Consider the following 22,987-nt stretch of genomic DNA (forward strand, 5'->3'; position numbering starts at 1 on the left):
TCGGGAGCCCGGCCATCGGGCTCCCGACACCGCTCACAATTTGACGATGGTCCGGCTGAACTGCGGGATCAGGCGGATCTTCCCGGCGGAACCGAAGTCGATGGTGACGGTCGCGACCGGGCCGACACCGTCGACGGCGACCACCCGGCCGAGGCCGTACTTGTCGTCACTGACCCGGTCGCCCACGGCGAGCACCAGACCGGTGTTGTTGCGCTTGACCGCGCCACCGGGGGCGGGCCTGCGCTCACCGCTGCCGCCGCGCACGCCCGGGCGCTGATCCCAGCCGTCGCCACGGGTCCAGTCCCGATCGAAACCGCTGTCCTCACCACGACGACGCCCGCGCTGCACCGGCGACACCACCGGTTCCAGCCTGCGCCAGTCCAGCAGGTGCTGCGGAATCTCCTGCAGGAAACGTGATTCCGGGTTCGACACCGGCTGCCCCCAGCCGGAGCGCACCACCGCGCGCGAGAGGTAGAGCCGCTGGCGGGCGCGGGTGATGCCGACGTAGGCGAGGCGGCGTTCCTCGGCCAGCTCGGCCGGATCGCCGAGGGCCCGCATGTGCGGGAACTGCCCGTCCTCCCAGCCGGTCACGAAGACCACCGGGAACTCCAGGCCCTTGGCGGTGTGCAGGGTCATCATGGTGACCACGCCGGTGCCCTCGTCGGGGATCTGGTCGGTGTCGGCCACCAGCGAGACCCGCTCCAGGAACGCGGCCAGCGAGCCCGGTTCCGGTTCGCCGTCGGCGGCCTCGGGCACCAGGCCCTCCTCGCGCGCGGCCTCGGCGTTGTTGAACGCCTCGGAGCTGAATTCCCTGGCCACGCTGACCAGTTCGTTCAGGTTGTCCAGCCGCGCGCCGTCCTGCGGATCGTCGGAGGCCTCCAGTTCGGCGCGATACCCGGTGCGGTCGAGCACCGCGTCCACCACATTGCCCACGTCGGGGTACTCGCTGTCGGCGCGCGCCCCCGCCGCGCGGATCTCCTCGAGCAGGTCGAGGAATCCGGCGATGGCGCGCTGCGCACGGGTGTTGAGCAGGGCCACCTTGCCCTCGGCGGCATCGCGCAGCGCGGCGGCGAAACCGATGTCGCGCTGTTCGGCGTGTACCGCCACGCAGGCCTCGGCCCGGTCACCGATGCCGCGACGCGGGGTGTTGAGGACGCGGCGCAGGCTCACCGCGTCGTCGGGGTTCTCCAGCACCCGCAGGTAGGCCACCACATCGCGGACCTCCTTGCGCTCGTAGAACCGCACCCCGCCGACCACCTTGTACGGCAGCCCCATCCGGATGAAGATCTCCTCCAGCGCCCTGGAGTTGTTGTTGGTGCGGTAGAACACCGCGACATCGCCATAGTTGGCGTCACCGGCGTCGACGAGCCGGTCGATCTCCTTGGCGACGAAGGCCGCCTCGTCGTGCTCGTTGTCGGCGACGTAGCCGGTGATCAGCTCGCCCTCACCGGAATCGGTCCACAGTCTCTTCTCGCGCCGGTTCTCGTTGCGCGCGATCACCGCGTTGGCGGCGGAGAGGATGTGCTGGGTCGAGCGGTAGTTCTGTTCCAGCAGAATGGTTTCCGCGTCGGGGAAATCGCGTTCGAATTCCTCGATATTGCGGATGGTCGCGCCGCGGAAGGCGTAGATCGACTGGTCGGCGTCACCCACCACACACAGCTCGCCCGGTTCGACGGCGTCCTCGCCCGCACCGTGCCCGACCAGCTCGCGCACCAGCACGTACTGGGCGTGGTTGGTGTCCTGGTACTCGTCGACCAACACGTGCCGGAACCGGCGCCGGTAGTACTCGGCCACCTGCGGGTGGTTCTGCAGCAGGGCGACCGTCTCGCCGATCAGGTCGTCGAAGTCCAGGGCATTGGCCGCGCGCAGCCGCTTCTGGTACTCGGCGTAGACGCGGGCGACCAGGGCGGGCAGTTCGGTGTCGTCGGCCTCGGCGTCGGCGGCGGCCTTCGCCGGGTCGATCAGCTCGTTCTTCAGGTTGGAAATGGCGGTCGCGAGCAGCCGCGCCGAATACTTCTTGGTGTCGATGTCGAAATCGCGGCTGATCATCGTGAGCAGCCTGCGCGAATCGTCGGCGTCGTAGATCGAGAAATTGGAATTCAGGCCGGGCAGCAGCGCGGCCTGCATCCGCAGAATGCGCACACAGCTGGAATGGAAGGTCGACACCCACATGCTGGCCGCGCGCGGACCCACCAGCCCGGCCACCCGCTCGCGCATCTCGGCGGCGGCCTTGTTGGTGAAGGTGATGGCCAGGATCTGCCCGGTCTGCACGCCGCGGGCGGCCAGCAGGTAGGCGATGCGGCGGGTGAGCACGGCGGTCTTGCCCGAGCCGGCGCCCGCCACGATCAGCAGCGGCGAACCCGCGTGCACCACGGCGGCGCGCTGCTGCGGATTGAGCCCGTCGAGCAGCCGCTCGGTCTCCTCGGCGCGACGCTGCTCGCGCTCCTTGCGGCGCTGCTCCTGCTCGGCGCTGTGCCGGGCCGCCGCCTCGGCCAGCCCGCCGCCGGACGCACCGCCCCCGCCAACGTCCCGATGCGGTAACGCGGCACCGCTCGACGCGGGTGCGGGTTCGCTGGGATCGGCGGCTGAGGCGTGGGGAGCGACCGTGATATCCATCGTCTGACCACGCTACCGGCGGGCACCGACACGTAGCGAACTGCCACCGGATAGGTGAACCTTCTCAGGTAATTCACAAACACAACTGTTTTGCATACCTACCGGCCCGTGGCAGACTGGGGCTCACGGTCTGGCCTGCGATCCGATATCGTGGTGAAGGGCCAGGCTGTTTGCGCACTTCCGGGGGGATCAGGTACCGCCCGTCGGGAAAGTTTCAGGGTGAAGGAACAGATCGGGTAACAGGGCGTCCCGTCCAACCGATCCAAGTTCTGACACGAGGAGATGAATGATGAGCACCCCTGCTACGACGACCGGGTCCGATTCGGCGCTGCCGCAGTCCGAGGCCGAGATCGAAAAGCTTCGCCTCGAGATCGACCAGCTCGACGCCACGATCCTCGCCGCCATCAAGCGACGCAGCGAGATCTCCCGGATCATCGGCCGCACCCGGATGGCCTCGGGCGGTCCGCGCCTGGTCCACAGCCGGGAGATGAAAGTGCTCGAACGCTTCAGTGAGCTGGGCCAGGAGGGCCACACCCTCGCCATGCTCCTGCTCCGCCTCGGTCGCGGCCGCCTCGGCCGCTAGACCCCCACACACCACGCGACGGGCCCTCGGCCCGCCGCCTCCGAAAAGGCCGCCCCGGGTGCAACACCATCCCCGGGGCGGTACTGATTTTCCGGGACTTCCTCAGGTCAGCGCGATGTATTTGGTGTCGAGGTATTCCTCGATGCCCTCGGTGCCGCCCTCGCGCCCGAACCCGGACTCCTTGACCCCACCGAACGGCGCCGCCGGATCGGAGATGACCCCGCGGTTCACCCCGACCATGCCGGTCTCCATCGCTTCGGCGATGCGCAGCGCCCGGTCCAGATCCCGCGTGTAGACGTAGCTGACCAGGCCGTATCGCGTGTCGTTGGCCGCCGCGACGCCTTCCTCCTCGGTGTCGAAGGCGACGATCGGGGCCACCGGCCCGAAGACCTCCTCGCGCAGGATGCGCGCCTGCGGCGGCACCTCGCCCAGGACGGTCGCCGGGTAGAACCAGCCGGGCCCGGCGGGGGTCTCGCCGCCGAGCAGCAGCTTGGCCCCGGCGCCGACGGCGTCGTCGACCAGTTCGCTGACGATCTCGCGCTGGTCCTCGCTGACCAGCGGTCCGAGCGTGGTCGACGGGTCGGCGCCGGGGCCGAGCACCACGCTGTCGGTCATCGCGGCCACCAGCTTCTCGGTGAACTCCGCGACCACCCCGCGCTGCACGTGGAAGCGGTTGGCCGCGGTGCACGCCTCGCCGCCGTTGCGCAGCTTGGCCAGCATCGCGCCCGCCACGGCAGCGTCGATGTCGGCGTCGTCGAACACCACGAACGGCGCGTTGCCGCCGAGCTCCATGGAGGTGCGCAGCAGCCGGTTCGCCGAGGCCTCGACGAGCTTCTTGCCGACTTCGGTGGACCCGGTGAAGGTGAGCTTGCGCAGGCGCGGATCGTCGATCAGCGGTCCGGTGACGGCACCGGAACGGCTCGTCGTGACCACCGACAGCACCCCGTCCGGCAGCCCAGCCTCACTGCACAGCTTCGCCAGCGCCAGCATGGTCAGCGGGGTGGCCGAGGCCGGCTTGACGACCATCGTGCAGCCCGCCGCCAGCGCGGGCCCGATCTTGCGCGTGCCCATGGCCAGCGGGAAGTTCCACGGCGTGATCGCCAGACACGGGCCCACCGGCTGCTTGTGCACCATGATCCGCCCGGTCCCCGAGGGCGCGTGCAGGTAGCGCCCGTGCACCCGCACCGCCTCCTCGCTGTTCCAGCGGAAGAACTCGGCGCCGTAGCGCACCTCGTTGCGGCTCTCGGCCAGCGCCTTGCCCATCTCGAGCGTCATCAGCAGCGCGAATTCCTCGGCCCGCGCGGTGAGCTGCTCGAAGACCCGGCGCAGGATCTCCCCGCGTTCGCGCGAGGGCGTCGCCGCCCAGGCCGGGCCCGCCGCGACGGCCGCGTCCAGGGCCCGCAGCGCGTCCTCGGGCGTGGCGTCGGCGACCTCGGTGAGCACCGACCCGTCGGCCGGATTGCGTACCGCGAAGGTCCCTCCCCCCGTGGCTTCGACCGGCCCGGAACCGATCCACAACCCCTTCGGCACGAATTCGAGTACGTCGCGTTCAGACACCATCCCGCCAGCCTAAGCCGGACACGAAGTCACATCCAGGAAACAACACCCACGCCGAATTCCCAGCCCACACCCGCGACCCCGAGGAGCGGCGGCGCGCAGCGCCGGGTCGCGGCCGGGCCGCCGGTCAGGCGCCGCGGCGTAGGCGACGAAGGAGCAAGCCGCGGTGCCTGACCGGCGGCCCTCCAGGGGCCGCGACCTCGAGCGCGCCAGCGCTCCGAAAACCCAGTACCCTCGCTTGCGTGAGCAGCGACATCACCGCGTCGGCGGCCTGGCAGGCACTGCACGACCATCACCGCAGCGTCGCGCCCGTGCACCTTCGACAGCTGTTCGCCGACGATCCGGCGCGCGGCCGTGCGTTGACCCTGCAGGTGGCGGATCTGCGCATCGACTACAGCAAGCACCGCGTGACCCGCGAAACCTTGCGCCTGCTGGTCGATCTCGCCGAGGCCGCGGGCGTGCCGCGGCGCCGCGACGAGATGTACTCCGGCGCGCACATCAACACCTCCGAGGACCGCGCGGTCGGCCACATCGCCCTGCGGCTGCCCGACGGCGACCAGTTGTGTATCGACGGCACCGACGCCGACGCCGCGGTGCACGAGGTGCTCGACCGGATGGGCGAGTTCGCCGATTCGGTGCGCTCGGGCAAGTGGGTCGGCGCCACCGGGGAGCGCATCCGCACCGTGGTCAACATCGGGATCGGCGGCTCGGATCTGGGCCCCGACATGGTGTATCGCGCGCTGCGCCACTACGCCGACGCCGAGATCGAGGCCCGGTTCGTCTCCAATGTCGACCCGGCCGACCTGGTCGCCAAGCTCGCCGGGCTCGACCCGGCCACCACGCTGTTCATCGTGGCCTCCAAGACCTTCTCGACCCTGGAGACGCTGACCAACGCCACCGCGGCCCGGCGCTGGCTGGTCGCCGCGCTCGGCGAGGACGCGGTGGCCAAGCATTTCGTCGCGGTCTCGACCAATGCCGAACGCGTCGCCGAGTTCGGGATCGATACCGCGCACATGTTCGGTTTCTGGGATTGGGTCGGCGGACGCTACTCCGTCGATTCCGCCATCGGTCTTTCGGTGATGGTGACCATCGGCAAGGAACAGTTCGCCGAGTTCCTGAGCGGAATGCACGCCGTGGACCGGCATTTCGCGACGGCACCACTCGCCGAGAACGGCCCGGTCCTGCTGGCCATGCTGGGTATCTGGTATTCGAATTTCTTCGGCGCGGAATCCCGTGTGGTACTGCCCTATTCGAACGACCTGGCGCGATTCCCGGCATATCTGCAGCAATTGACGATGGAGTCCAACGGTAAATCGGTGCGTGCCGACGGCACCCCGGTGACCTCCTCCACCGGCGAGATCTTCTGGGGCGAGCCGGGAACCAACGGCCAGCATGCCTTCTATCAACTCCTGCACCAGGGCACCCGGCTGATTCCCGCCGATTTCCTCGGCTTCGCCCGCTCCACCGACGACCTGCCCACCCGCGACGGCACCGGCAGCATGCAGGACATCCTGATGAGCAACCTGTTCGCCCAGACCAAGGTGCTCGCCTTCGGCAAGACCGCCGAGGAGATCGCCGCGGAGGGCACCGACCCGAAGCTGGTGCCGCACAAGGTGATGCCGGGCAACCGCCCCAGCACCACCATCCTGGCGCCGGAACTCACGCCCTCGACCGTGGGTCAGCTGATCGCGCTCTACGAGCACCAGGTGTTCGTCGAGGGCATCGTCTGGGGGATCGACAGTTTCGATCAGTGGGGTGTCGAGCTGGGCAAGCAGCAGGCGCTGGCGCTGGCCCCGCTGCTCAGCGAACCCGGCGAGCCCGCCTCCACCGGCGATTCCTCCACCGACGAGCTCATCGGCTGGTATCGGGCGCATCGCCGCTGACCGGGTGGTGCGCGCGGGCGGCCGCGGTGGCCTCCTCGATCCGGCCGGTGACGCTGGAGGTGATGATCGTGACGAAGGTGCCCAGCACCACCAGGTCGAACACCACCTGCACCATGGTCGCGATGCGCGCGACCTGCCCGACCGCGTGCACGTCGCCGTAGCCGATGGTGCCGAGAGTGGCCAGCGTGTAGTAGAGCGCGTCGGTGCGGGTCACCAGGCCGGTGAACTGGTCCGGGTCCTGTTCCTGTAGCCGGAAGTAGTACAGCGCGAACACCACACAGACGATGCACACCAGCAGCAGCACCCCGTCGACGCGGCCGCTCGCCTCCGAGGGCGAGCGCAGGAAGTGGTCGACCCGGCGCCAGACCAGCCATGCCAGCCCGACCACGCCGACCACGAAGGTGAGCACCCCGCCCACCCGGCCGGGCCAGGAGTCGAGCTCGAAGATCCAGCCCACCGGCACGCTGTAGTACAGCAGCAGCGCGCACAGCGCCGCCGCACCGTTACGCAGAATATGACCGGGCAGAGCGGCCATCCGAGGGCGCGTCATCGTTCCATGATTGCCCCGCACCGGCCGGTTTCCGGGGAGCCCGCGCCGGTCAGCCGAGCAGGTAGCCCGCGCCGGCGGCGGTCAGTACCCGGTCGGCCCGTGTCCTGCCACGGGCCACCAGATCGGCATTGCGCAGATCGCTGTCGGTCACCTTGCTCCTCGCCGCCCCCGGTGTGCGGCCGCCGAGCACGTGCCGGTCGACCAGCCGGGTGGTGATGACCTCGCGCGGCGCGTCGAGATACCAGCACGCGTCGAGCAGCTCGCGCACCCCCGACCAGCCCGGCGCCTCGTCCTCGGTGAGCAGCAGATAGTTCCCCTCGATCACCACGACCTGCTCGTCGCGCACGACCACCCCGCCCTCGGTGGGCTCGTCGATCGCCCGGTCGAACAGCGGCCACGCCACCGCCGTACCGACCGGCGTCTCCCGCAGCGCCCGCAGATCCGCGACGAACCCCGCCACATCGAACGTATCCGGCTCCCCCTTGCGCTCCAGCGCCCCTCGCTCCCGCAACACCGCGTTGCGCAGGTGGTACCCGTCCATCGGCGCCACCACCGCCGACTCCCCCAGCGCCGCGCACAACCGCTGCGCCAACGTCGATTTCCCCGCCCCCGGCGGCCCCGCGATCCCGAGCAACACCCGCCGCCCCGCCACCCCGGCCACCGGAACCCGCTGCGCCAGTTCCCCCACCGTCAGAACCTCACTCGCCGCCACCGCCCGAGCCTAGCCCCGCGAACCCGAGCAGTGACGACCCACAGAGCGCGAAAGGGGGTGTGGCGTCTACAACTCCACGAAGGCGCGTTCGATGATGGGGGTGGTGTTCGTGCCGACGGGGAGGGTGCCGAAGGCGATGCCCCAGTCGGCGCCGAGGCGGGTGGCGCAGAAGGCGTCGGCGACGGCGGGGTGGCCGTGGCGGACGAGTTGGGCGCCCTGCAGGACCAGGGCCATGAGTTCCACGACGCGGCGGGCGCGGTACTCGATGTCGGACAGGTCGGTGAGTTCCTTGCCGACGCGGTCGATGGCGTCGTCGAGGCGCGGGTCGGCGCCACGGGCCAGGCCGACCTCGGCGAAGTACGCCTCGACCGTCTCCGGCTGACGGCCCATGGCGCGCAACGCGTCCAGCGCCGCCACATTGCCCGAGCCCTCCCAGATCGACATCAGCGGCGCCTCGCGGTAGAGCCGCGGCATCCCCGATTCCTCGGCATAGCCGTTGCCGCCCAGGCATTCCAGCGCTTCGGCGGCGTGGGCGGGGGCACGCTTGCACACCCAGTACTTGGTGATGGCCAGCGCGATCCGGCGCAGCGCGGCCTCGGCCGGATCGCTGCCCGCGCGGTCGGTGGCACCGGCCAGGCGCATCATCACCGTGGTGGCCGCGTCGGATTCGATCACCAGGTCGGCCAGCACATTACGCATGGCGGGCTGGTCGATCAGCTTCGCGCCGAACGCCTTCCGGTGACGCGCGTGGTGCACGGCGGCCACGGCACCCATCCGCATCCCGGTGGCCGAGCCGATCACACAGTCGAGGCGGGTCATGTTGACCATCTCGATGATGGTCTTCACGCCGGCGCCCTCGGCGCCGACCAGCCAGCCGGTGGCGTTCTCGTACTCGATCTCGGAGGACGCGTTGGACTTGTTGCCCAGCTTGTCCTTGAGGCGCTGGATGCGGATCGGGTTGCGGGTTCCGTCGGGCAGCACGCGCGGCAGCAGGAAACACGACAGGCCGCCGGGCGCCTGGGCCAGGGTGAGGAACATGTCGGACATGGGCGCGGAGGTGAACCATTTGTGCCCGACCACGCGGTACGAGCCGTCGGGCCGCGGGGTGGCGGTGGTGGTGTTGGCCCGCACGTCGGAGCCGCCCTGCTTCTCCGTCATCGACATGCCCGCGATGAGCCCCGCCTTGGTGGACGGTTCGCGCAGCCCGAAATCGTAGGTGCGCGAACCGAGCAGCGGTTCGTAGCGCGCGGCGAGTTCGGGGTTGTGGCGCAGCGCGGGGACCACGGCGTAGGTCATCGAGATCGGGCACATGTGGCCCGCTTCGGCGGCGCCCCAGGTGTAGAACTTGGCCGCGCGGGCGGTGTGCGCGCCGGGGCGGTCGTCGAGCCAGGGCGAGCCGTGCAGCCCGTGCCGCACCGCGACATCCATCAGATCGTGCCAGTGCGGGTGGAATTCGACCTCGTCGACGCGATGACCCCACCGATCGTGGGTGTGCAGCACCGGCGGGTACTCGTTGGCGAGCCTGCCCCACTCCTGCGCGGCGACCGCGCCGGCGAGCACGCCGAGCTCACGCACCTCGGCCTCGGCCCAGCCCGCGCCCTCGCGGTGCAGGCCCTCGATCAGCGCGGGGTTGCGCGCGGCGTCGAAGGGGACGAGCGGGGGCACCTGATTGAACACTTCATGGGTCGACACGGCCGACTCTCCTTCGCCTACAACGATTCCGGCCGCGCGCCCAGTGCGCGCACGGCGAAAGCAACCAATTCGGGGATGACGGTTTCCGCGCGCGGCGCCTCGGCCAGCGGGCCGACCAGCACCTCGCCGATCGCACCGACCAGCGCGGCCGCGCTCAGATGCGAATCCTGTGGCGGCAGCTGCCCTTCGGCGACACCGAGGGTGATGGCGTTCTCGAACGCCGCGGTGAAGGCGCGGCGGAACTCCAGGCGCTGGGCGTCGACGGCGGGGTCGACCGGCTCGGCCAGCAGCACATAGGCCAGCTTCGGGTTCTTCAGCGCGCGCCCGGCGAAGGTCTCCACCGCCGCGCTCACCCGCGCCAGCACCTCGCCCTGGGCCACCGCGGCGCGCACCGCGTCGACCTCGCGGGCCACCACGGTCTCGAACACCGCGGCCACCAGCTCGGCCTTGTTCTCGAACTGCTTGTAGACGGTGCCGGTGGCGATGCCCGCCTCCGCGGCGACCGCCGCCATCGAGAGACCGGCGAACCCGTCGCGCGAGAGCACCCGGGTGGCGGCCTGCACGATCAGCGCGCGTTGCGCGTCGAGCCGGGCCTGGACGGCGGGGGTCCTGCGGTACACCATGGAAGAAGTGAACCACTGATTCACTGCTTCACGCAAGGGGTCGGCGGCACCCGGTGTCGTAGGGTCGATCCATGCGCCCCGACCAGGCCCGCCGCTGATGGACCGGCTCACCGTCGTCGACGAGATCTTCCTGCGCACCCACCGCGGCCTGGGCACCCCCATCGCCCTCCAGGGTCTCTGGCGCGTCCCCGACCCGATGGACCCCGCCCTCCTCCACGCCATCCACGACCAGCTGCGCACCGGTCCACTCGGCCGCCGCGTCGTCCGCCCCCGCGTCCCGGGCGCCCGCCGCGCCTGGCAACCGAACACCCGCGCCCACCCCCTCGACCTGCACGCCATCCCGGCCGATACCCCGCTCGCCGAGGACGCGATCCTGCCCTGGGCCGACACCCTCGGCACCGGCCTGGACCCCGGGTACGGCCCCGGCTGGCGCCTCTCGGCCGCAGCCCTCCGAGACGGCGGCACCGTCGTGGCCCTGACCTGCTCGCACGCCCTCGCCGACGCCCGCGGCCTCATCCACGCCGTCGCCACCGCCCTCGCCCACCTCGCCGCGAACGGCGACTCTCCCCGGACCCACCTCGACGCGAACGGCGGCTCGCCCCGCGACGCCTCCGCCCGGACCGGCCGCGATCTCGGCCCGAACCCCGCGATCACACCGGCGCCCCGGCCCGCGTCGCCCGGACCGGCAGACCGGCCCGTGGGCGCACCGCGCGGTCGGACCCGCTCCGACTGGGCCGATGCCTGGTCGCAGTGGTCGACGATCCTCACCGGCACCGCCCGCGCCCTGCGCCGCGGCATCCCCACCCCACCCGCGACCACCACCCCCGGCCGCACACCGGGCCGGACAGTCCACAGCACCCTGCTCACCTTCGACGCGACCGCATGGGACACCGCCGCCGCCGACACCGACGGCACACCGAACAGCCTGTTCATCCATCTCGTCGCGAACATCCTGTGGGAGAACGGTTTCCCGCAGCGGGTGATCAGCGCCAGCCTCCCGGTCGACACCCGCGACGAACCCCGCGTCGACAACGACCTCGCCGTCACCGAGATCGATATCGTCCGCGCCGACACCCCGGCGACCCTCCGGGACAAGGCCCGCACCTCCTATCAGCGCCGGATGACCAGCCCCGCCGGACTCCCCGAGGAGATCCTCCAGGTGATCCCCGACCGCTGGGCCTACGCCCTGAGCAAGGGCGCGGGCGAACGAGACATCCTGTGCTCCAATATCGGAACCCTGCCCGACACCCTGCGCACCGTGGGCCCTCACCACTGCGACCGCGTCGCCGCCCGCGCCGTCCACCCCGGCCTCCGCGACTTTCCCCGCACCCAGCTCTCCGGCTACCTCTCCCGCCTCGGCGACACCTACACTCTCGCCCTGGTCAGCCTCTCCCCCCACGGCGAAACCCTCGACGCCGCGATCACTCGCGCCTGCCGGTCGACCGGCTTGGTCCCCCGCCCGTGGTGATTCACCGGAGCAGATCAGCCGATGCGCATCGGCCATGACGCCACCGGGCGATCGGCGAGCCGAAACGTCAGCCCGCCGTCATCCCGGTGAGCAGCGCACGCAATCCCCAGACGAACTGATCCACCGAGTTCCAGGCCGCGATCTCGTCCAGATGCGCGGCGGTGCGCGGCCAGCGCCGCGAGTCCAGTCCGGACAGGGTGGCCCGCCGCTGCGCGATCCGCTCGGATTCCGGTGCGAGCGGCGGCTTTCCGTCGGTGGTCGCGACTTCCAGGGCCACCGCGCCGAGCACCTGCACGATCACCGCGTACACCCCGTGCGCCCGCGTCGTCAGCGGCAGCCCGCCCCGGGCGAGGCAGCCGAACAGCGCCTCACCGACATCCAGCGCCGCCGGTCCGTCCATCGGCCCCGACATCATCAGCGAGGCCACCGCGGGATGGTCGAGCAGCTGGTCGCGCAGGCCGAGGGCGAACTGGATGACCGCGGCGGTCCACTCGACGCCCGCGTCACCGAGCGGGCCGAGCGGCACCGCCGCGAGGACCCGGTCGATCACCGCCCGCTCGAGCGCGTCGCGGCTGGCGACATAGGTGTAGACCGCGTTCGGGTTGACGCCGAGCCGCCCGGCCACCGCGCGGATGGACAGCGCCCGGGGCCCGCCCTCGTCCAGCAGCGCCAGCGCGGTGTCGACGACCTGTTCCTCGGTGAACGAGCGCCGCGTCGGCCGCGCCTGCCTCGCCTCCGTCATGCGACGGACTGTACTGATCCGCGCTCACGGCACACCCGCGTTCGGTGTCCCGCGTGTCGCCGGGCGGTCACGGGGTGATGCCGAGCCGGGTCGCCAGCCACGGGAGCTGGTCGCGCAGGCCCCGCGCCCAGACCCCGAAACTGTGCCCGCCGGGCACGAGTTCGAGGTGCACGTCCATCCCGGCGGCCTTCGCGGCCTCGTACATGCGCTCGACCTGCGGGCGGTAGATGTCGTCGTCGGCGCCGACCACGAACGCACCGGCGGAATCCGGGTAGGTGCGCGTGTGCAGCAGATCGAGAGGGTTGACCCGCACGAACGCCTCGGCGTCACCACCGAAGGCCGCGTCGACCGTGCGCTGTCGGGTGCCGAGGGTCGGCTCGTCCTGGCCGGAGAAATCGAGGAAGGTCGGGTACACCTGCGGGAAGTTGGTCGCCAGTTGCAGGGCGCAGGTGCCGCCGTAGGACAGGCCGCCGACCGCCCAGGCGCGCGGATCGGGATCGATCTGGAGGGTGTCGCGCGTCCAGGCGGGCACGTCGACGGCCAGGTATGTGGCGGCGTTGCCGAGCCGGGAGTCCAGGCACAGCGGGTCGGCGAGCTGACCGCCGGTGCCGTCGGCGACGACCACCACCGGCGCGAGCCCGCCGTGCGCGCGGGCGAACGCGTCCATGGTGCGCACCAGCTGCCCGCCGACGATCCAGTCCTCGGGCGCGCCCGGCTCCCCGGCGAGCAGCACCAGCACCGGCAGCAGCGGGCGCGGGTCGGCGAAATAGGCCGGTGGAAGGTAGATCTCGGCCTCGCGGGCACCGAAGCCGGACGCGGTCGGCGGGATGGCCGCGGTGAAGACCCGGCCGCTGTCGGGCAGCCCGGCGGGCGCCGTCCACACCGAGGTCAGCGGTCGGCCGGAGACCACCCGCGCGGCCCTGGTCAACTCGCTCGCGTCGATCCGCGTCACCTCGTCGGCCCCGAACACCGAACCCACCGTCGGATACGACTCGTACTCCAGGTTGACCCGCACCCCGACCGCCACCAGCACCAGCGCGGCGGCGAGCACCGTCACCAGCGCGGTGACGACCGTGCGGCGCACCATGATCCGGGGCACCACGAACAGCACCGCGGCGATCGCGATCCCGATCAGCACATACACCGACACCGCGATCGGGTCCGGGAACGGCCGCCACAGTTCCTCGACGATCAGATACAGCGCGGCCGTGAGTACCGCCGCGGCGAGCAGCACGATCGGCACCGCGACGGTCACATACCGGCGCGACCGGGGGAACAGCAGCCACATCCCGGCAAACACGCCGAGAACGGTCGACGTCACCGGAAGCCACCCGGTGAGCAATGACAGATCGGTGAATTTCGCCATCGCTGACCTCCACTGATGCCCGATCGCTCTCGATGGACGTACCGTACACAGACGACTTCACCGCGCCCGTGCGGCGCACTCGCAGCAAAGGGTGGATCGATGGACGAGAACGCGACCGCCGCCGACCAGCCCTCGCCACGCCCGCTCGCCACCGTCGGCGCGGTGCTGCGCCGGGCGCCGTTCACCACCGGCTTCCTGGTGCTGGTCGCGGTGCTGGGCCTGGTGAGCGGCGGCCTCTGGCATCGGCTCGACGCGCGCTCCTGGTACGCCGACATCGCCTACGGCTGGCTCCCGCTGGAGGAGGGCAAGTGGTGGACGCCGGTCTCGGGCTGGTCCTTCGGCCTGACACCGCTGCAATACCTGATGATGGCGGTGTTCTTCGCGGCGGCGGTCGGCTGGACCGAAACGCGGCTGGGGACCGCGCGCACCGCGCTGGTCTGCCTGACCGGTCAGCTGATCGGTGTCCTCGGCGCCGCGGTGACCGTCGGGCTGCTCGCCCACACCCATCTGGCCTGGGCCGACCGGCTGGCCGAGGTGCGCGATGTCGGCTTCACCACGGCGGCGATCGCGGCGCTGGCCGCGGTCTCGGCGAGCCTGCGCTCGCCGTGGCGGTTGCGGTTGCGGGCCGCGCTGGTGGCCTATGTGGCGATCACCTTCCTGTTCGAGTCGACCTTCGCCGATCTGATGCACCTGATCGCGATGTTGGCCTGGCTGCCGCTGGGTGAGAAGTTCTTCAGCCGCACCGAGCACGGTTTCTGGCCGCGGACCCGCCGCGAGGTGCGGATGCTCGCCTTCGTCGGGCTGCTGGTGATCGCCGCGGTCTCGGTGACGGTGTATTTCTTCCCCAGCGAGACGCTGCTCGGCCCCACCGACGACGAACGCGGCTCCGGCTGGAGCACGCTGCTCACGGTCGCGGTGATCGCGGTCGTGGCCGATCAGCTGCGCAAGGGCCACCGCTGGGCCTGGTGGGTCACCGTCGGCTACGGCACCCTGCACGTGGTGCTCACGCTGGTCCTGCTCGGCGTGGCCATGGGCGTGGACTACGCCACCACCGGCGCGGTCACCGTCGGCACCGCGCTGCTGTGGGCGGGCGAACTGGCCCTGCTCTACGGCGGCCGCGGGGCGTTCCGGGTGCCCGCCCGGCGCAAGATCACCGAGGGCGCCTTCTCCGGCATCGACCCCGGCACCGCGGTGCGCGAACTGCTCGCCCGCTACGGCGGCGGCACCATGTCCTGGATGACCACCTGGCCGGAGAACAAGTACTGGTTCGCCGACGACGGCGAACGCTGCGTCGCCTACCAGCGCCACGCCGGCACGGTCATCGCGCTCACCGACCCGATCGGCCCGCCCGAACTGCTGCCCGACACCCTGGCCCGCTTCACCGACCGGTGCGAGTCCGACGGCCTGGTGCCGTGCCTGTTCTCCACCACCGGCGCGGTGGCCGAGCTGGCGGGCGAACTCGGCTGGCGCAGTACACAGATCGCCGAGGACACCCTCGTGGACCTGCCGCGGCTCGAGTTCAAAGGCAAAGCGTGGCAGGACATCCGCTCGGCCATCAACAAGGCGACCAAGGAGGGCATCACCTTCCGCCTGGTCCATCTCGCCGAGGAGCCCTTCGCCGTCCTCGCCCAGGTGCGCGCGATCTCCGAGGAGTGGGTCGGCGAGAAAGGGCTGCCGGAAATGGGTTTCACGCTCGGCGGCGTCGAGGAAGCACTCGATCCGGCGGTCCGGGTGGGCCTGGCCATCGATGCCGAGGGCAGCGTGCACGGGGTGACCTCGTGGCTGCCCGTCCACGCGGCGGGTGGTGAGATCCGCGGCTGGACCCTGGACGTGATGCGCAGGCGGCCCGGCGGCTTCCGCCCGGTGATCGAGTTCCTGATCGCCTCGGCCGCCCAGACCTTCAAAGAGGAAGGCGCCGAGATCATCTCGCTCTCGGGCGCACCGCTGGCCCGCAGCGCCACGAACGGCGACGCCGAACCCATCGACCGTCTGCTCGAAGGGCTCGGCGCCGCCATGGAGCCGTACTACGGTTTCCGGTCGCTGCACGCGTTCAAGGCCAAGTTCCAGCCGCGCCACGAACCGGTCTACCTGTGCTATCGCGACGAGGCCGACCTGCCGCGCATCGGGATCGCGCTCACCCGGGCGTACTTGCCGGAGGCGTCGGCCAAGGACCTGATGGCGCTCGGCTCGCGCTGAGCGCCACGCGCTCTCACCGAACCGACACCGCGTGCGCGGCCTCGCCGAGCGGCGCTCGACCGTCGACTCGCGCCGTGACCTCGGCGGGCACCGCGACACCCGGTTCCAGGTTCGCCGCGGGCACGGCTTCGCCCCAGACCTGGTGCAGTGGAACGACTCCCGCCCACACCCCACCCGTGGCGATGTCCTCCGCGTCGTCGTTGGGCCCGCCGACGCGCACCTTCACCGACGCCTCGGTGAGGTCGAGCGCGAGCACCATCGTCGCCGCCATCTCCTTGCGATTCGGCGGCCGCACCCGATCCCACGACCCCGGCGCGGCGTGTTCCACGATCGCCCGCAGCGCCCGGACCCGCTCGTCCTCGTCGGTCACCAGCATCGCCCGACCGCGGATCACCGCCGACCGGTAGTTCATCGAGAAGTGCATGGCCGAGCGCGCGTACACCACCCCGTCGACATGGGTCACCGCCACCGAGATCTCGGTGCCGCTCGCCGCGCGCAGATTGCCCGCGCCGGTGGACCCGTGCAGGTACAGCGTGTCGCCGACCCGGCCGTAAGCGGTCGGCAGCACCACCGGCGAGCCACCGAGCAGCACCCCGAGATGGCAGACCAGTCCCGCGTCGAGCACCGCGTCCAGGGCGGCCCGGTCCGTGACGCCGCGTTCCTTCGAGCGGGTCAGGGTACTGCGCGGGGTCGGCGAGAGGGCGGGGCGAAGATCGTCGTGCGTGGTCATAGGATGAGCTTCGCCGACGAAGTGGACCGCGTGTAGATCCAATTCGCGAGAATTCCGACAGGCCAATTCGAGGTGGACGATGCTCGACGAACTCCCCATCCCGCTGGACCGCACCGCGGCCGAACCCCTGTCGGTGCAGGTCGCCGACGCCCTGCGCGCCGCCGCGACCGGCGGCATGTTGCGCGTGCACGACCGGCTGCCGTCCTCGCGGGCGCTGGCCGCGCAGCTCGGCGTCAGCCGGGCCGTGGTCGCCGCCGCCTACGACCAGCTGCACGCCGAGGGCTGGCTCACCGGGCGGCGCGGCTCGGGCACCTACCTCAGCACCGCGCCCGCCGCCGCGCCGCCCGGCGCCGATCCGGCCGAGCACGCCGCCCCCGAGTCCGGCCTGCTCGACCTCGGCCCCGGCGCGCCCTGTCTCGAGGCCCTGGACCCGGCGGCCTGGCGCCGGGCCTGGCGCGCCGCCGGTGACGCTCCCGACGAACCCCGCAAGGACCGCGCGGGCGAACCGGCGTTCCGGACCGCCGTCGCCGAACACCTGCTGCGGCATCGCGGCCTGGCCGCGGGCACCACCTCGGTGGTGCTGGCCACGGCCGGAACCAGCGCGGCGGTGGGTGAGCTCGCCACCGCCCTGCTGCGACCGGGTGACCGGGTGGCCATGGAGGACCCCGGCTACCAGCGCGCGGTCGGGGCGTTGCGGGCCGCGGGAATCGAGGTCGTCGCGGTGCCCGTCGACGGTGACGGCCTGCGCGTCGACCGGATTCCCGACGGCGTCCGTGCCGTGTATTGCACACCGGCACACCAGTTCCCACTCGGCGCCAGGATGCCCGCGGCACGCCGTGTCGAGCTCATCGAATTCGCCAGGGCGGCCGGCATCTTCGTCATCGAGGACGACTACGACGGCGAATTGCGTTACGACACCGCCCCGCTCCCGCTGCTGGCGGCGATGGCGCCGGACGTGGTGGTGCATCTCGGCACCACCAGCAAGATCGTCGCCACCACGCTCGGTGTGGGCTGGCTGGTCGCCCGCCCCGAGATCACCGAGGCGGTGCTGGCCCACCGCACGCGCACCGGCACCGCACCGAGCCCGGCGGGTCAGCGGGTGCTCAGCGCCTTCGCCCGGCACGGCGACCTCGCCCGGCACCTGCGCAGGCTGCGCCGCGTGGTCCCGCCACGACGGGCTCTCGTCGTCGACGCGCTCACCCGCCACGCGCTGCCGGTGGTCGGCGACGACGCGGGCTCGCACCTGGTGGTCGAACTCGCCGACGCCACCGCCGAACGACGCGCCGTCGAATACGCCCGCGCGCGCGGCGTGCTGCTCGACGGCCTCGCCCGCCACCATCTCGCCGCCGAGCACCGCTTCGGCGTCGCCCTCGGCTACACCGCGCTGCGCGCCGACGACCTGGCACAGGCCGTGCCGATCGCCGCCGACTGCCTCGCCGCGGCGCAGCGCGCCGACCCGGCGCGGTCGTAGCATGGACGCCAGACCCCGCGCGGGTCACTGTTCGCCCGTACTACCCCTCCGAGCATCGAAGTGGTGAGCACATGACCGAACAAGACATCCTGGCGCGCATCAAGCAGCTGGTCGACGACGAGCACGACCTGCGGTCCAAGGTCGCCGCCGGCGCGATCGACCCGGTCGCCGAACGTCAGCAGCTCGCCCAGCTCGAGGTGATGCTGGACCAGGCCTGGGACCTGCTGCGTCAGCGGCGCGCCCGGGTCGACGCCGCCGAATCCCCCGACGACACCGCGGTGCGTCCGGCCGGTGAGGTCGAGGGCTATCTGCAGTGACCGACGCCGACTACGACGTCATCGTCCTGGGCGCCGGACCGGCCGGTGAGAACGCCGCCGCCTACGCCATCGCGGGCAGCGACCGCACCGCCGCGCTGATCGAGCACCAGCTCTTCGGCGGCGAATGCAGCTATTGGGCGTGTATGCCCAGCAAGGCCCTGCTGCGGCCGGGCGCGGTGCTGCGGCTGGCTCAGGAGATGCCCGGGGTCACCGCCGGCGGCCCGCAGGTCGCCGACGTGCTGGCCCGCCGCGATTCCTTCGTCCACGACTACGACGACGAATCCCAGGTCGACTGGGCGAAATCGGCCCGGATCGAGCCGATCCGCGGCACCGGCAGGCTGGCCGGTGAGCGCACGGTCGAAGTCGTCACCGCCGAGGGCACGCACGTGCTGCGTGCCCGCCACGCCGTGGTGGTGGCCACCGGAACCACCGCGCTGATCCCCGACATCGCCGGCCTGCGCGAGGCCCTGCCGTGGACCTCCCGCGACGCCACCGCGATGGCCGTCGTCCCGCGCCGGGTCGCCGTCATCGGCGGCGGCGTGGTGGCCTGCGAGGCCGCCACCTGGATGGCCGAACTGGGTGCCCAGGAGGTGACCCTGCTGGTGCGCGGTGACCGGCTGCTGCCGCGCGCCGAACCGTTCGCCTCGGAACTGATCCTGCGCGGGCTGCGCGACACGGGTGTGGTGACGGTGCGCCTGCACACCGAACCGCATCTGGTCTCGCGCCGCGACCCGGTCGACACCGGGGTGGGCCGGATCCACGGCGGCCCGGTCACCGTGGTCCTCGACGACGGCGAACTCGAGGTCGACGAACTCGTCGTCGCCACCGGCCGCGCCCCCGCCACCGACGGTCTCGGGCTCGACACCGTCGGCCTGCGGCCCGGCTACGTCGAGGTCGACGACCACCTGACCGCGCGCGGTGTCCCCGGCGACTGGCTCTACGCCGTCGGCGACGTGAATCATCGTGCGGCCCTGACCCATATGGGCAAATACCAGGCCAGGGTGTGCGGTGACGTGATCGCCGCCCGCGCCGAGGGCAAGCCCCTGGACAGCCCCCGCTACACCGCGAGCGCCGACCATCAGCAGGTCCCGCAGGTCGTCTACACCGCGCCCGAACTCGCCTCGGTCGGCCTGACCGAACACGAGGCACGCACCGGCGGCCACACCGTGGACACCGTCGAACTGGATATCGAGGTGGCGGGCACCGCCCTGGCCCGCGACGACTTCCGGGGCCGGGCCAAACTCGTCGTCGACACCGCCGAGGACCGGCTGCTCGGTGCCACTTTCGTCGGCCCCGAGATGGGCGAGCAGCTGCACGCGGCCACCATCGCGATCCTGGGCCGGGTCCCGATGGAGACGCTGTGGCACGCGGTGCCCGCCTATCCGACGGTCAGCGAGTTCTGGCTGCGGCTGCTGGAGGCGTGGCGGCAGCGCTGAGCGCTATTTGAGCAGCCGGGACATCCGCCGGTCGGCGAGTATCTTGCCGCCGGTCTGGCAGGTGGGGCAGTACTGGAAGGACCGCTCCGCGTAGGACACCTCGCGCACGATGTCGCCGCACACCGGGCACTTCTCGCCGGTGCGCGCGTGCACCCGCATCCCGGAGCGTTTCTCGCCCTTCAACCGGGCCGCGTCCTGCCCGGTCGAGCGCCGCACCGCGTCGAGCAGCACCTCACGCATGGCGGTGTAGAGCTGCGAAACCTTCTCCGCTGTAAGGGTTTTGGTATTGGCGAACGGGGAGAGCTTGGCGGTGTGCAGGATCTCGTCGGAGTAGGCGTTACCGATGCCCGCGAGCAGGGTCTGGTCGACCAGTGCGGTCTTGAGCCGCTGCGAGGTGCTCGCCAGCAGGGCGGCGAACTCGTCCTCGGTGACGGCCAGCGCGTCCGGGCCGAGCCGCGCGATCCCGGGCACCAGCAGCGGGTCCTCGACGACGTACACAGCCAGCCGCTTCTTGGTTCCGGCTTCGGTCAGATCGATGGCGGGCGTCGCGCCCTCGGGCGTGAAGAAATGCACCCGCAGCGCCAGCGGCGATTTACCGCCCGGCTTGGGTGGCAGCGGATTCGGCTCGTCCACCCACCGCAGCCAGCCCCCGCGCGACAGGTGCGTGATCAGCCACAGGCCACCGCAGTCCATCCCGAGGAACTTGCCCCACCGCCCGGCCCCGGTCACATCACGCCCCGACAGCGCGGTCACCGGCGGATCGAAGGTCTTCACCGCGCTCAACGCGGCCACGTCCACCCGGCCGACCACCGCGCCCACGGCATGGTCGCGCAGGAACTGCGCTAACGCCTCTACTTCGGGGAGCTCGGGCACGGACGCCAGTTTAGCGAGCTACGACTCCGCGTGACGGACCTCGGCGGCGCGCAGCAGATAGATGTCCATGATCCAGCCCTTGGCCGCCCGTAGCTCCGCGCGCCGGGTGACGATCTCCTTCTCGACCTCGCGCAGCGGCCCCTCGATCAGGGTCTCGTCCGGCATGCCCAGGTAGGCGCCCCACCAGATGCGCACATCGTCGCCGGGAACCTCGGTGAACGAGCAGTCACCGTCGAGCATCACCACCGTCGACCCCTCGCCCAGCCCCTCCTCGCGCAGCCGCCGCCCGGTGGTGACATGTACCGGCTCACCGATGCGGTGCAGCACCATCCGGTGCCGGGCGGCCAGCGCGGCCACGCTGGTCACACCCGGGATCACCTCGTAGTCGAAGGCGCTGCGCCCGCGCGCCAGCACGTGCTCGACCATCCGCAGGGTGCTGTCGTAGAGCGCCGGGTCACCCCACACCAGGATCGCGCCGGTGCCCTCGACCTGGTCGAAGGCCGCTTCGAGCAGTTCGGCGCGCCGCTCGTGCCAGTCACGCACCACCTCGGTGTAGTCCGCGGGCGCGCGGTCACGCGGCGGATCGGCGATCTCGATGACGCGCGCGGGCCCCTCGACGTGCTCGGCCAGGATCGCGGTCCGCACCTCGACCAGTTCCCGCTTCTGGTCCCCCTTACCGATCACGAAGAACGCCTCGGCCCGCCGCATGGCCTTGACCGCCTGCATCGTCACCTGGTCGGGGTCCCCCGCGCCGATGCCGATCACGTAGAGCTTGCGCATACGCGAAGAGCTTGCCAGGTGCCCGGGCACGTAGACTCGGCAGCCGTGGCCACCCCTGATACGCAGTACGAGGATCTGCTCCGGCACGTGCTCGCGGACGGCACCCCCAAAGCCGATCGCACCGGCACCGGTACCCGCAGCATCTTCGGGCATCAGCTGCGCTACGACCTGTCCACGAGCTTCCCGCTGATCACCACCAAGCGGGTGCACATGAAGTCCATCGCCTACGAACTGCTGTGGTTCCTGCGCGGTGATTCCAATGTGTCCTGGCTGCGGGAACACGGGGTGAGCATCTGGGACGAATGGGCCGACGCCGACGGCGAGCTGGGCCCGGTCTACGGCGTGCAGTGGCGGTCCTGGCCCACCCCCGACGGCACCCACATCGACCAGATCTCCCAGGTCCTGCACACCCTGCGCACCGATCCCGATTCGCGCCGGATGATCGTCTCGGCCTGGAACGTCGCCGATCTGGACAAGATGGCGCTGGCCCCCTGCCACGCGTTCTTCCAGTTCTACGTGGCCGACGGCAAGCTGTCGTGCCAGCTCTACCAGCGCAGCGCCGACCTGTTCCTGGGCGTGCCGTTCAATATCGCCAGCTACGCGCTGCTCACCCTGATGGTGGCCCAGCAGACCGAGCTCGAGCCCGGTGAGTTCATCTGGTCCGGCGGTGACGTGCACATCTACGACAACCACGTCGACCAAGTGCGCGAACAGCTCACCCGCGAGCCGTACCCGTTCCCCCAGCTGCACCTGCGCCCGGCGACGAGCCTGTTCGACTACACCTACGACGACATCGAACTGTCCGACTACCGCCACCACCCGCCGATCAAGGCCCCGGTGGCGGTGTGAGCCGTTTCATCGGGCTCATCTGGGCCCAGGCGAACAACGGCGTCATCGGCGTCGACAACACCATCCCGTGGCGCGTCCCCGAGGACATGGCCGCCTTCAAGAACACCACCCTGGGCCATCCCGTGATCATGGGCCGCCGCACCTGGGACTCGCTACCCCCCGCGTTCCGCCCGTTGACCGGCCGCCGCAACATCGTGGTGACCCGCCAGGACGACTGGTCCGCCGAGGGCGCCGAGGGCGCGTCCTCCGTCGAAGACGCCCTGGCCTTGACCGCCGACACCGACACCTGGGTGGCAGGCGGCGGCGAGATCTACCGCGCCGCACTCCCGTTCGCGACCCGCCTCCAGGTCACCGAGATCGACACCACCGTCCCCGGCGACGCCTTCGCCCCCGCCATCGCCCCCGAATGGCACGCCGACGACACCCCCTGGCAGGTCTCGAAAACCGGTCTGCGGTATCGCATTCGTCACTACACCCGCGGCTGACAACTTCCGGCTAACGGTCCGGGCAAAACGCTCGAGTGGGTGCGGGGTGTCGGGCATA

General features: G+C 71.2%; 20 protein-coding genes. 9 read left to right on the forward strand and 11 right to left on the reverse strand.

Features of this window, described 5'->3' with window-relative positions:
* Nucleotides 1–33 precede the first annotated feature (33 nt).
* Nucleotides 34–2,616, reverse strand: a complete 2,583-nt coding sequence (gene pcrA / locus ACFC06_RS13755; protein WP_375930070.1) for a DNA helicase PcrA — start codon at nucleotides 2,614–2,616, stop codon at nucleotides 34–36.
* Between the two features lie 289 nt (nucleotides 2,617–2,905).
* Between pcrA and ACFC06_RS13760 the strand changes: the two genes are divergently transcribed.
* Nucleotides 2,906–3,199 (forward strand): chorismate mutase, encoded by a 294-nt coding sequence (locus tag ACFC06_RS13760; RefSeq protein WP_022566231.1) that lies wholly within the window; start codon nucleotides 2,906–2,908, stop codon nucleotides 3,197–3,199.
* 102 nt (nucleotides 3,200–3,301) lie between these two features.
* Here ACFC06_RS13760 and ACFC06_RS13765 read toward each other — a convergent pair whose 3' ends face one another.
* Nucleotides 3,302–4,759: an NAD-dependent succinate-semialdehyde dehydrogenase gene (locus ACFC06_RS13765; protein WP_375930071.1), complete on the reverse strand. Its 1,458-nt coding sequence runs from the start codon at nucleotides 4,757–4,759 to the stop codon at nucleotides 3,302–3,304.
* 239 nt (nucleotides 4,760–4,998) lie between these two features.
* Here ACFC06_RS13765 and pgi point away from each other — a divergent pair, with 239 nt between their 5' ends.
* The gene (gene pgi, locus ACFC06_RS13770; RefSeq protein WP_375930072.1) at nucleotides 4,999–6,639 is read left to right on the forward strand and encodes a glucose-6-phosphate isomerase; all 1,641 of its coding nucleotides are present in this window, start codon (nucleotides 4,999–5,001) and stop codon (nucleotides 6,637–6,639) included.
* Here pgi and ACFC06_RS13775 read toward each other — a convergent pair.
* From ACFC06_RS13775 to ACFC06_RS13790, 4 genes are all read right to left on the reverse strand, one after another.
* Nucleotides 6,608–7,189: a potassium channel family protein gene (locus tag ACFC06_RS13775; protein WP_375930073.1), complete on the reverse strand. Its 582-nt coding sequence runs from the start codon at nucleotides 7,187–7,189 to the stop codon at nucleotides 6,608–6,610. The genes pgi and ACFC06_RS13775 overlap by 32 nt on opposite strands.
* A 49-nt stretch (nucleotides 7,190–7,238) precedes the next feature.
* Nucleotides 7,239–7,901 (reverse strand): nucleoside/nucleotide kinase family protein, encoded by a 663-nt coding sequence (locus ACFC06_RS13780; RefSeq protein WP_375930074.1) that lies wholly within the window; start codon nucleotides 7,899–7,901, stop codon nucleotides 7,239–7,241.
* A 66-nt stretch (nucleotides 7,902–7,967) separates the two neighbouring features.
* The gene (locus ACFC06_RS13785) at nucleotides 7,968–9,593 is read right to left on the reverse strand and encodes an acyl-CoA dehydrogenase family protein (RefSeq protein WP_375930075.1); all 1,626 of its coding nucleotides are present in this window, start codon (nucleotides 9,591–9,593) and stop codon (nucleotides 7,968–7,970) included.
* A gap of 17 nt (nucleotides 9,594–9,610) precedes the next feature.
* Complete coding sequence (locus tag ACFC06_RS13790) at nucleotides 9,611–10,216, reverse strand: TetR/AcrR family transcriptional regulator (RefSeq protein WP_375930076.1); 606 nt, start codon at nucleotides 10,214–10,216, stop codon at nucleotides 9,611–9,613.
* Between the two features lie 97 nt (nucleotides 10,217–10,313).
* Here ACFC06_RS13790 and ACFC06_RS13795 point away from each other — a divergent pair, with 97 nt between their 5' ends.
* The gene (locus ACFC06_RS13795; protein ID WP_375930077.1) at nucleotides 10,314–11,684 is read left to right on the forward strand and encodes a hypothetical protein; all 1,371 of its coding nucleotides are present in this window, start codon (nucleotides 10,314–10,316) and stop codon (nucleotides 11,682–11,684) included.
* 67 nt (nucleotides 11,685–11,751) lie between these two features.
* On the opposite strand, the gene ACFC06_RS13800 is transcribed toward ACFC06_RS13795, so the two are convergent.
* Nucleotides 11,752–12,426: a TetR/AcrR family transcriptional regulator gene (locus tag ACFC06_RS13800; RefSeq protein WP_375930078.1), complete on the reverse strand. Its 675-nt coding sequence runs from the start codon at nucleotides 12,424–12,426 to the stop codon at nucleotides 11,752–11,754.
* Between the two features lie 67 nt (nucleotides 12,427–12,493).
* Nucleotides 12,494–13,792 (reverse strand): alpha/beta hydrolase, encoded by a 1,299-nt coding sequence (locus ACFC06_RS13805; RefSeq protein ID WP_375930079.1) that lies wholly within the window; start codon nucleotides 13,790–13,792, stop codon nucleotides 12,494–12,496.
* Between the two features lie 99 nt (nucleotides 13,793–13,891).
* On the opposite strand from ACFC06_RS13805, the gene ACFC06_RS13810 reads away from it, so the two are divergent.
* Nucleotides 13,892–15,988: a bifunctional lysylphosphatidylglycerol flippase/synthetase MprF gene (locus tag ACFC06_RS13810; RefSeq protein WP_375930080.1), complete on the forward strand. Its 2,097-nt coding sequence runs from the start codon at nucleotides 13,892–13,894 to the stop codon at nucleotides 15,986–15,988.
* A gap of 13 nt (nucleotides 15,989–16,001) precedes the next feature.
* On the opposite strand, the gene ACFC06_RS13815 is transcribed toward ACFC06_RS13810, so the two are convergent.
* Entirely contained in the window at nucleotides 16,002–16,718 is a 717-nt protein-coding gene (locus ACFC06_RS13815; protein ID WP_375930081.1) for a pyridoxamine 5'-phosphate oxidase family protein, read from the reverse strand.
* Between the two features lie 79 nt (nucleotides 16,719–16,797).
* Between ACFC06_RS13815 and ACFC06_RS13820 the strand changes: the two genes are divergently transcribed.
* The 3 genes from ACFC06_RS13820 to ACFC06_RS13830 all read left to right on the forward strand — a co-directional run bounded on the left by ACFC06_RS13820 (nucleotide 16,798) and on the right by ACFC06_RS13830 (nucleotide 19,942).
* On the forward strand, nucleotides 16,798–18,189 hold the full coding sequence (locus ACFC06_RS13820; RefSeq protein WP_375930082.1) for a PLP-dependent aminotransferase family protein: 1,392 nt from the start codon (nucleotides 16,798–16,800) through the stop codon (nucleotides 18,187–18,189).
* A 71-nt stretch (nucleotides 18,190–18,260) separates the two neighbouring features.
* Entirely contained in the window at nucleotides 18,261–18,506 is a 246-nt protein-coding gene (locus tag ACFC06_RS13825) for a DUF2630 family protein (RefSeq protein ID WP_375930083.1), read from the forward strand.
* The gene (locus ACFC06_RS13830; RefSeq protein ID WP_375930084.1) at nucleotides 18,503–19,942 is read left to right on the forward strand and encodes a dihydrolipoyl dehydrogenase family protein; all 1,440 of its coding nucleotides are present in this window, start codon (nucleotides 18,503–18,505) and stop codon (nucleotides 19,940–19,942) included. The genes ACFC06_RS13825 and ACFC06_RS13830 overlap by 4 nt, the downstream gene beginning before the upstream one ends.
* Nucleotides 19,943–19,945: 3 nt before the next feature.
* Here the strand turns inward: ACFC06_RS13830 and ACFC06_RS13835 are convergent, their stop codons facing one another.
* Nucleotides 19,946–20,815: an Fpg/Nei family DNA glycosylase gene (locus tag ACFC06_RS13835; RefSeq protein ID WP_375930085.1), complete on the reverse strand. Its 870-nt coding sequence runs from the start codon at nucleotides 20,813–20,815 to the stop codon at nucleotides 19,946–19,948.
* A gap of 18 nt (nucleotides 20,816–20,833) precedes the next feature.
* A complete protein-coding gene (gene cobF / locus ACFC06_RS13840) occupies nucleotides 20,834–21,595 on the reverse strand; it encodes a precorrin-6A synthase (deacetylating) (RefSeq protein ID WP_375930086.1) in 762 nt (253 codons plus the stop codon).
* Between the two features lie 45 nt (nucleotides 21,596–21,640).
* On the opposite strand from cobF, the gene ACFC06_RS13845 reads away from it, so the two are divergent.
* Both ACFC06_RS13845 and ACFC06_RS13850 read left to right on the forward strand, forming a co-directional pair.
* Nucleotides 21,641–22,444 (forward strand): thymidylate synthase, encoded by an 804-nt coding sequence (locus tag ACFC06_RS13845; protein ID WP_375930087.1) that lies wholly within the window; start codon nucleotides 21,641–21,643, stop codon nucleotides 22,442–22,444.
* On the forward strand, nucleotides 22,441–22,929 hold the full coding sequence (locus ACFC06_RS13850; RefSeq protein WP_375930088.1) for a dihydrofolate reductase: 489 nt from the start codon (nucleotides 22,441–22,443) through the stop codon (nucleotides 22,927–22,929). Before ACFC06_RS13845 ends, ACFC06_RS13850 begins: the two co-directional genes overlap by 4 nt.
* Nucleotides 22,930–22,987: the final 58 nt, after the last annotated feature.

The sequence above is a fragment of the Nocardia sp. NPDC056064 genome, assembly GCF_042266925.1.
Classification (GTDB): Bacteria; Actinomycetota; Actinomycetes; order Mycobacteriales; family Mycobacteriaceae; genus Nocardia.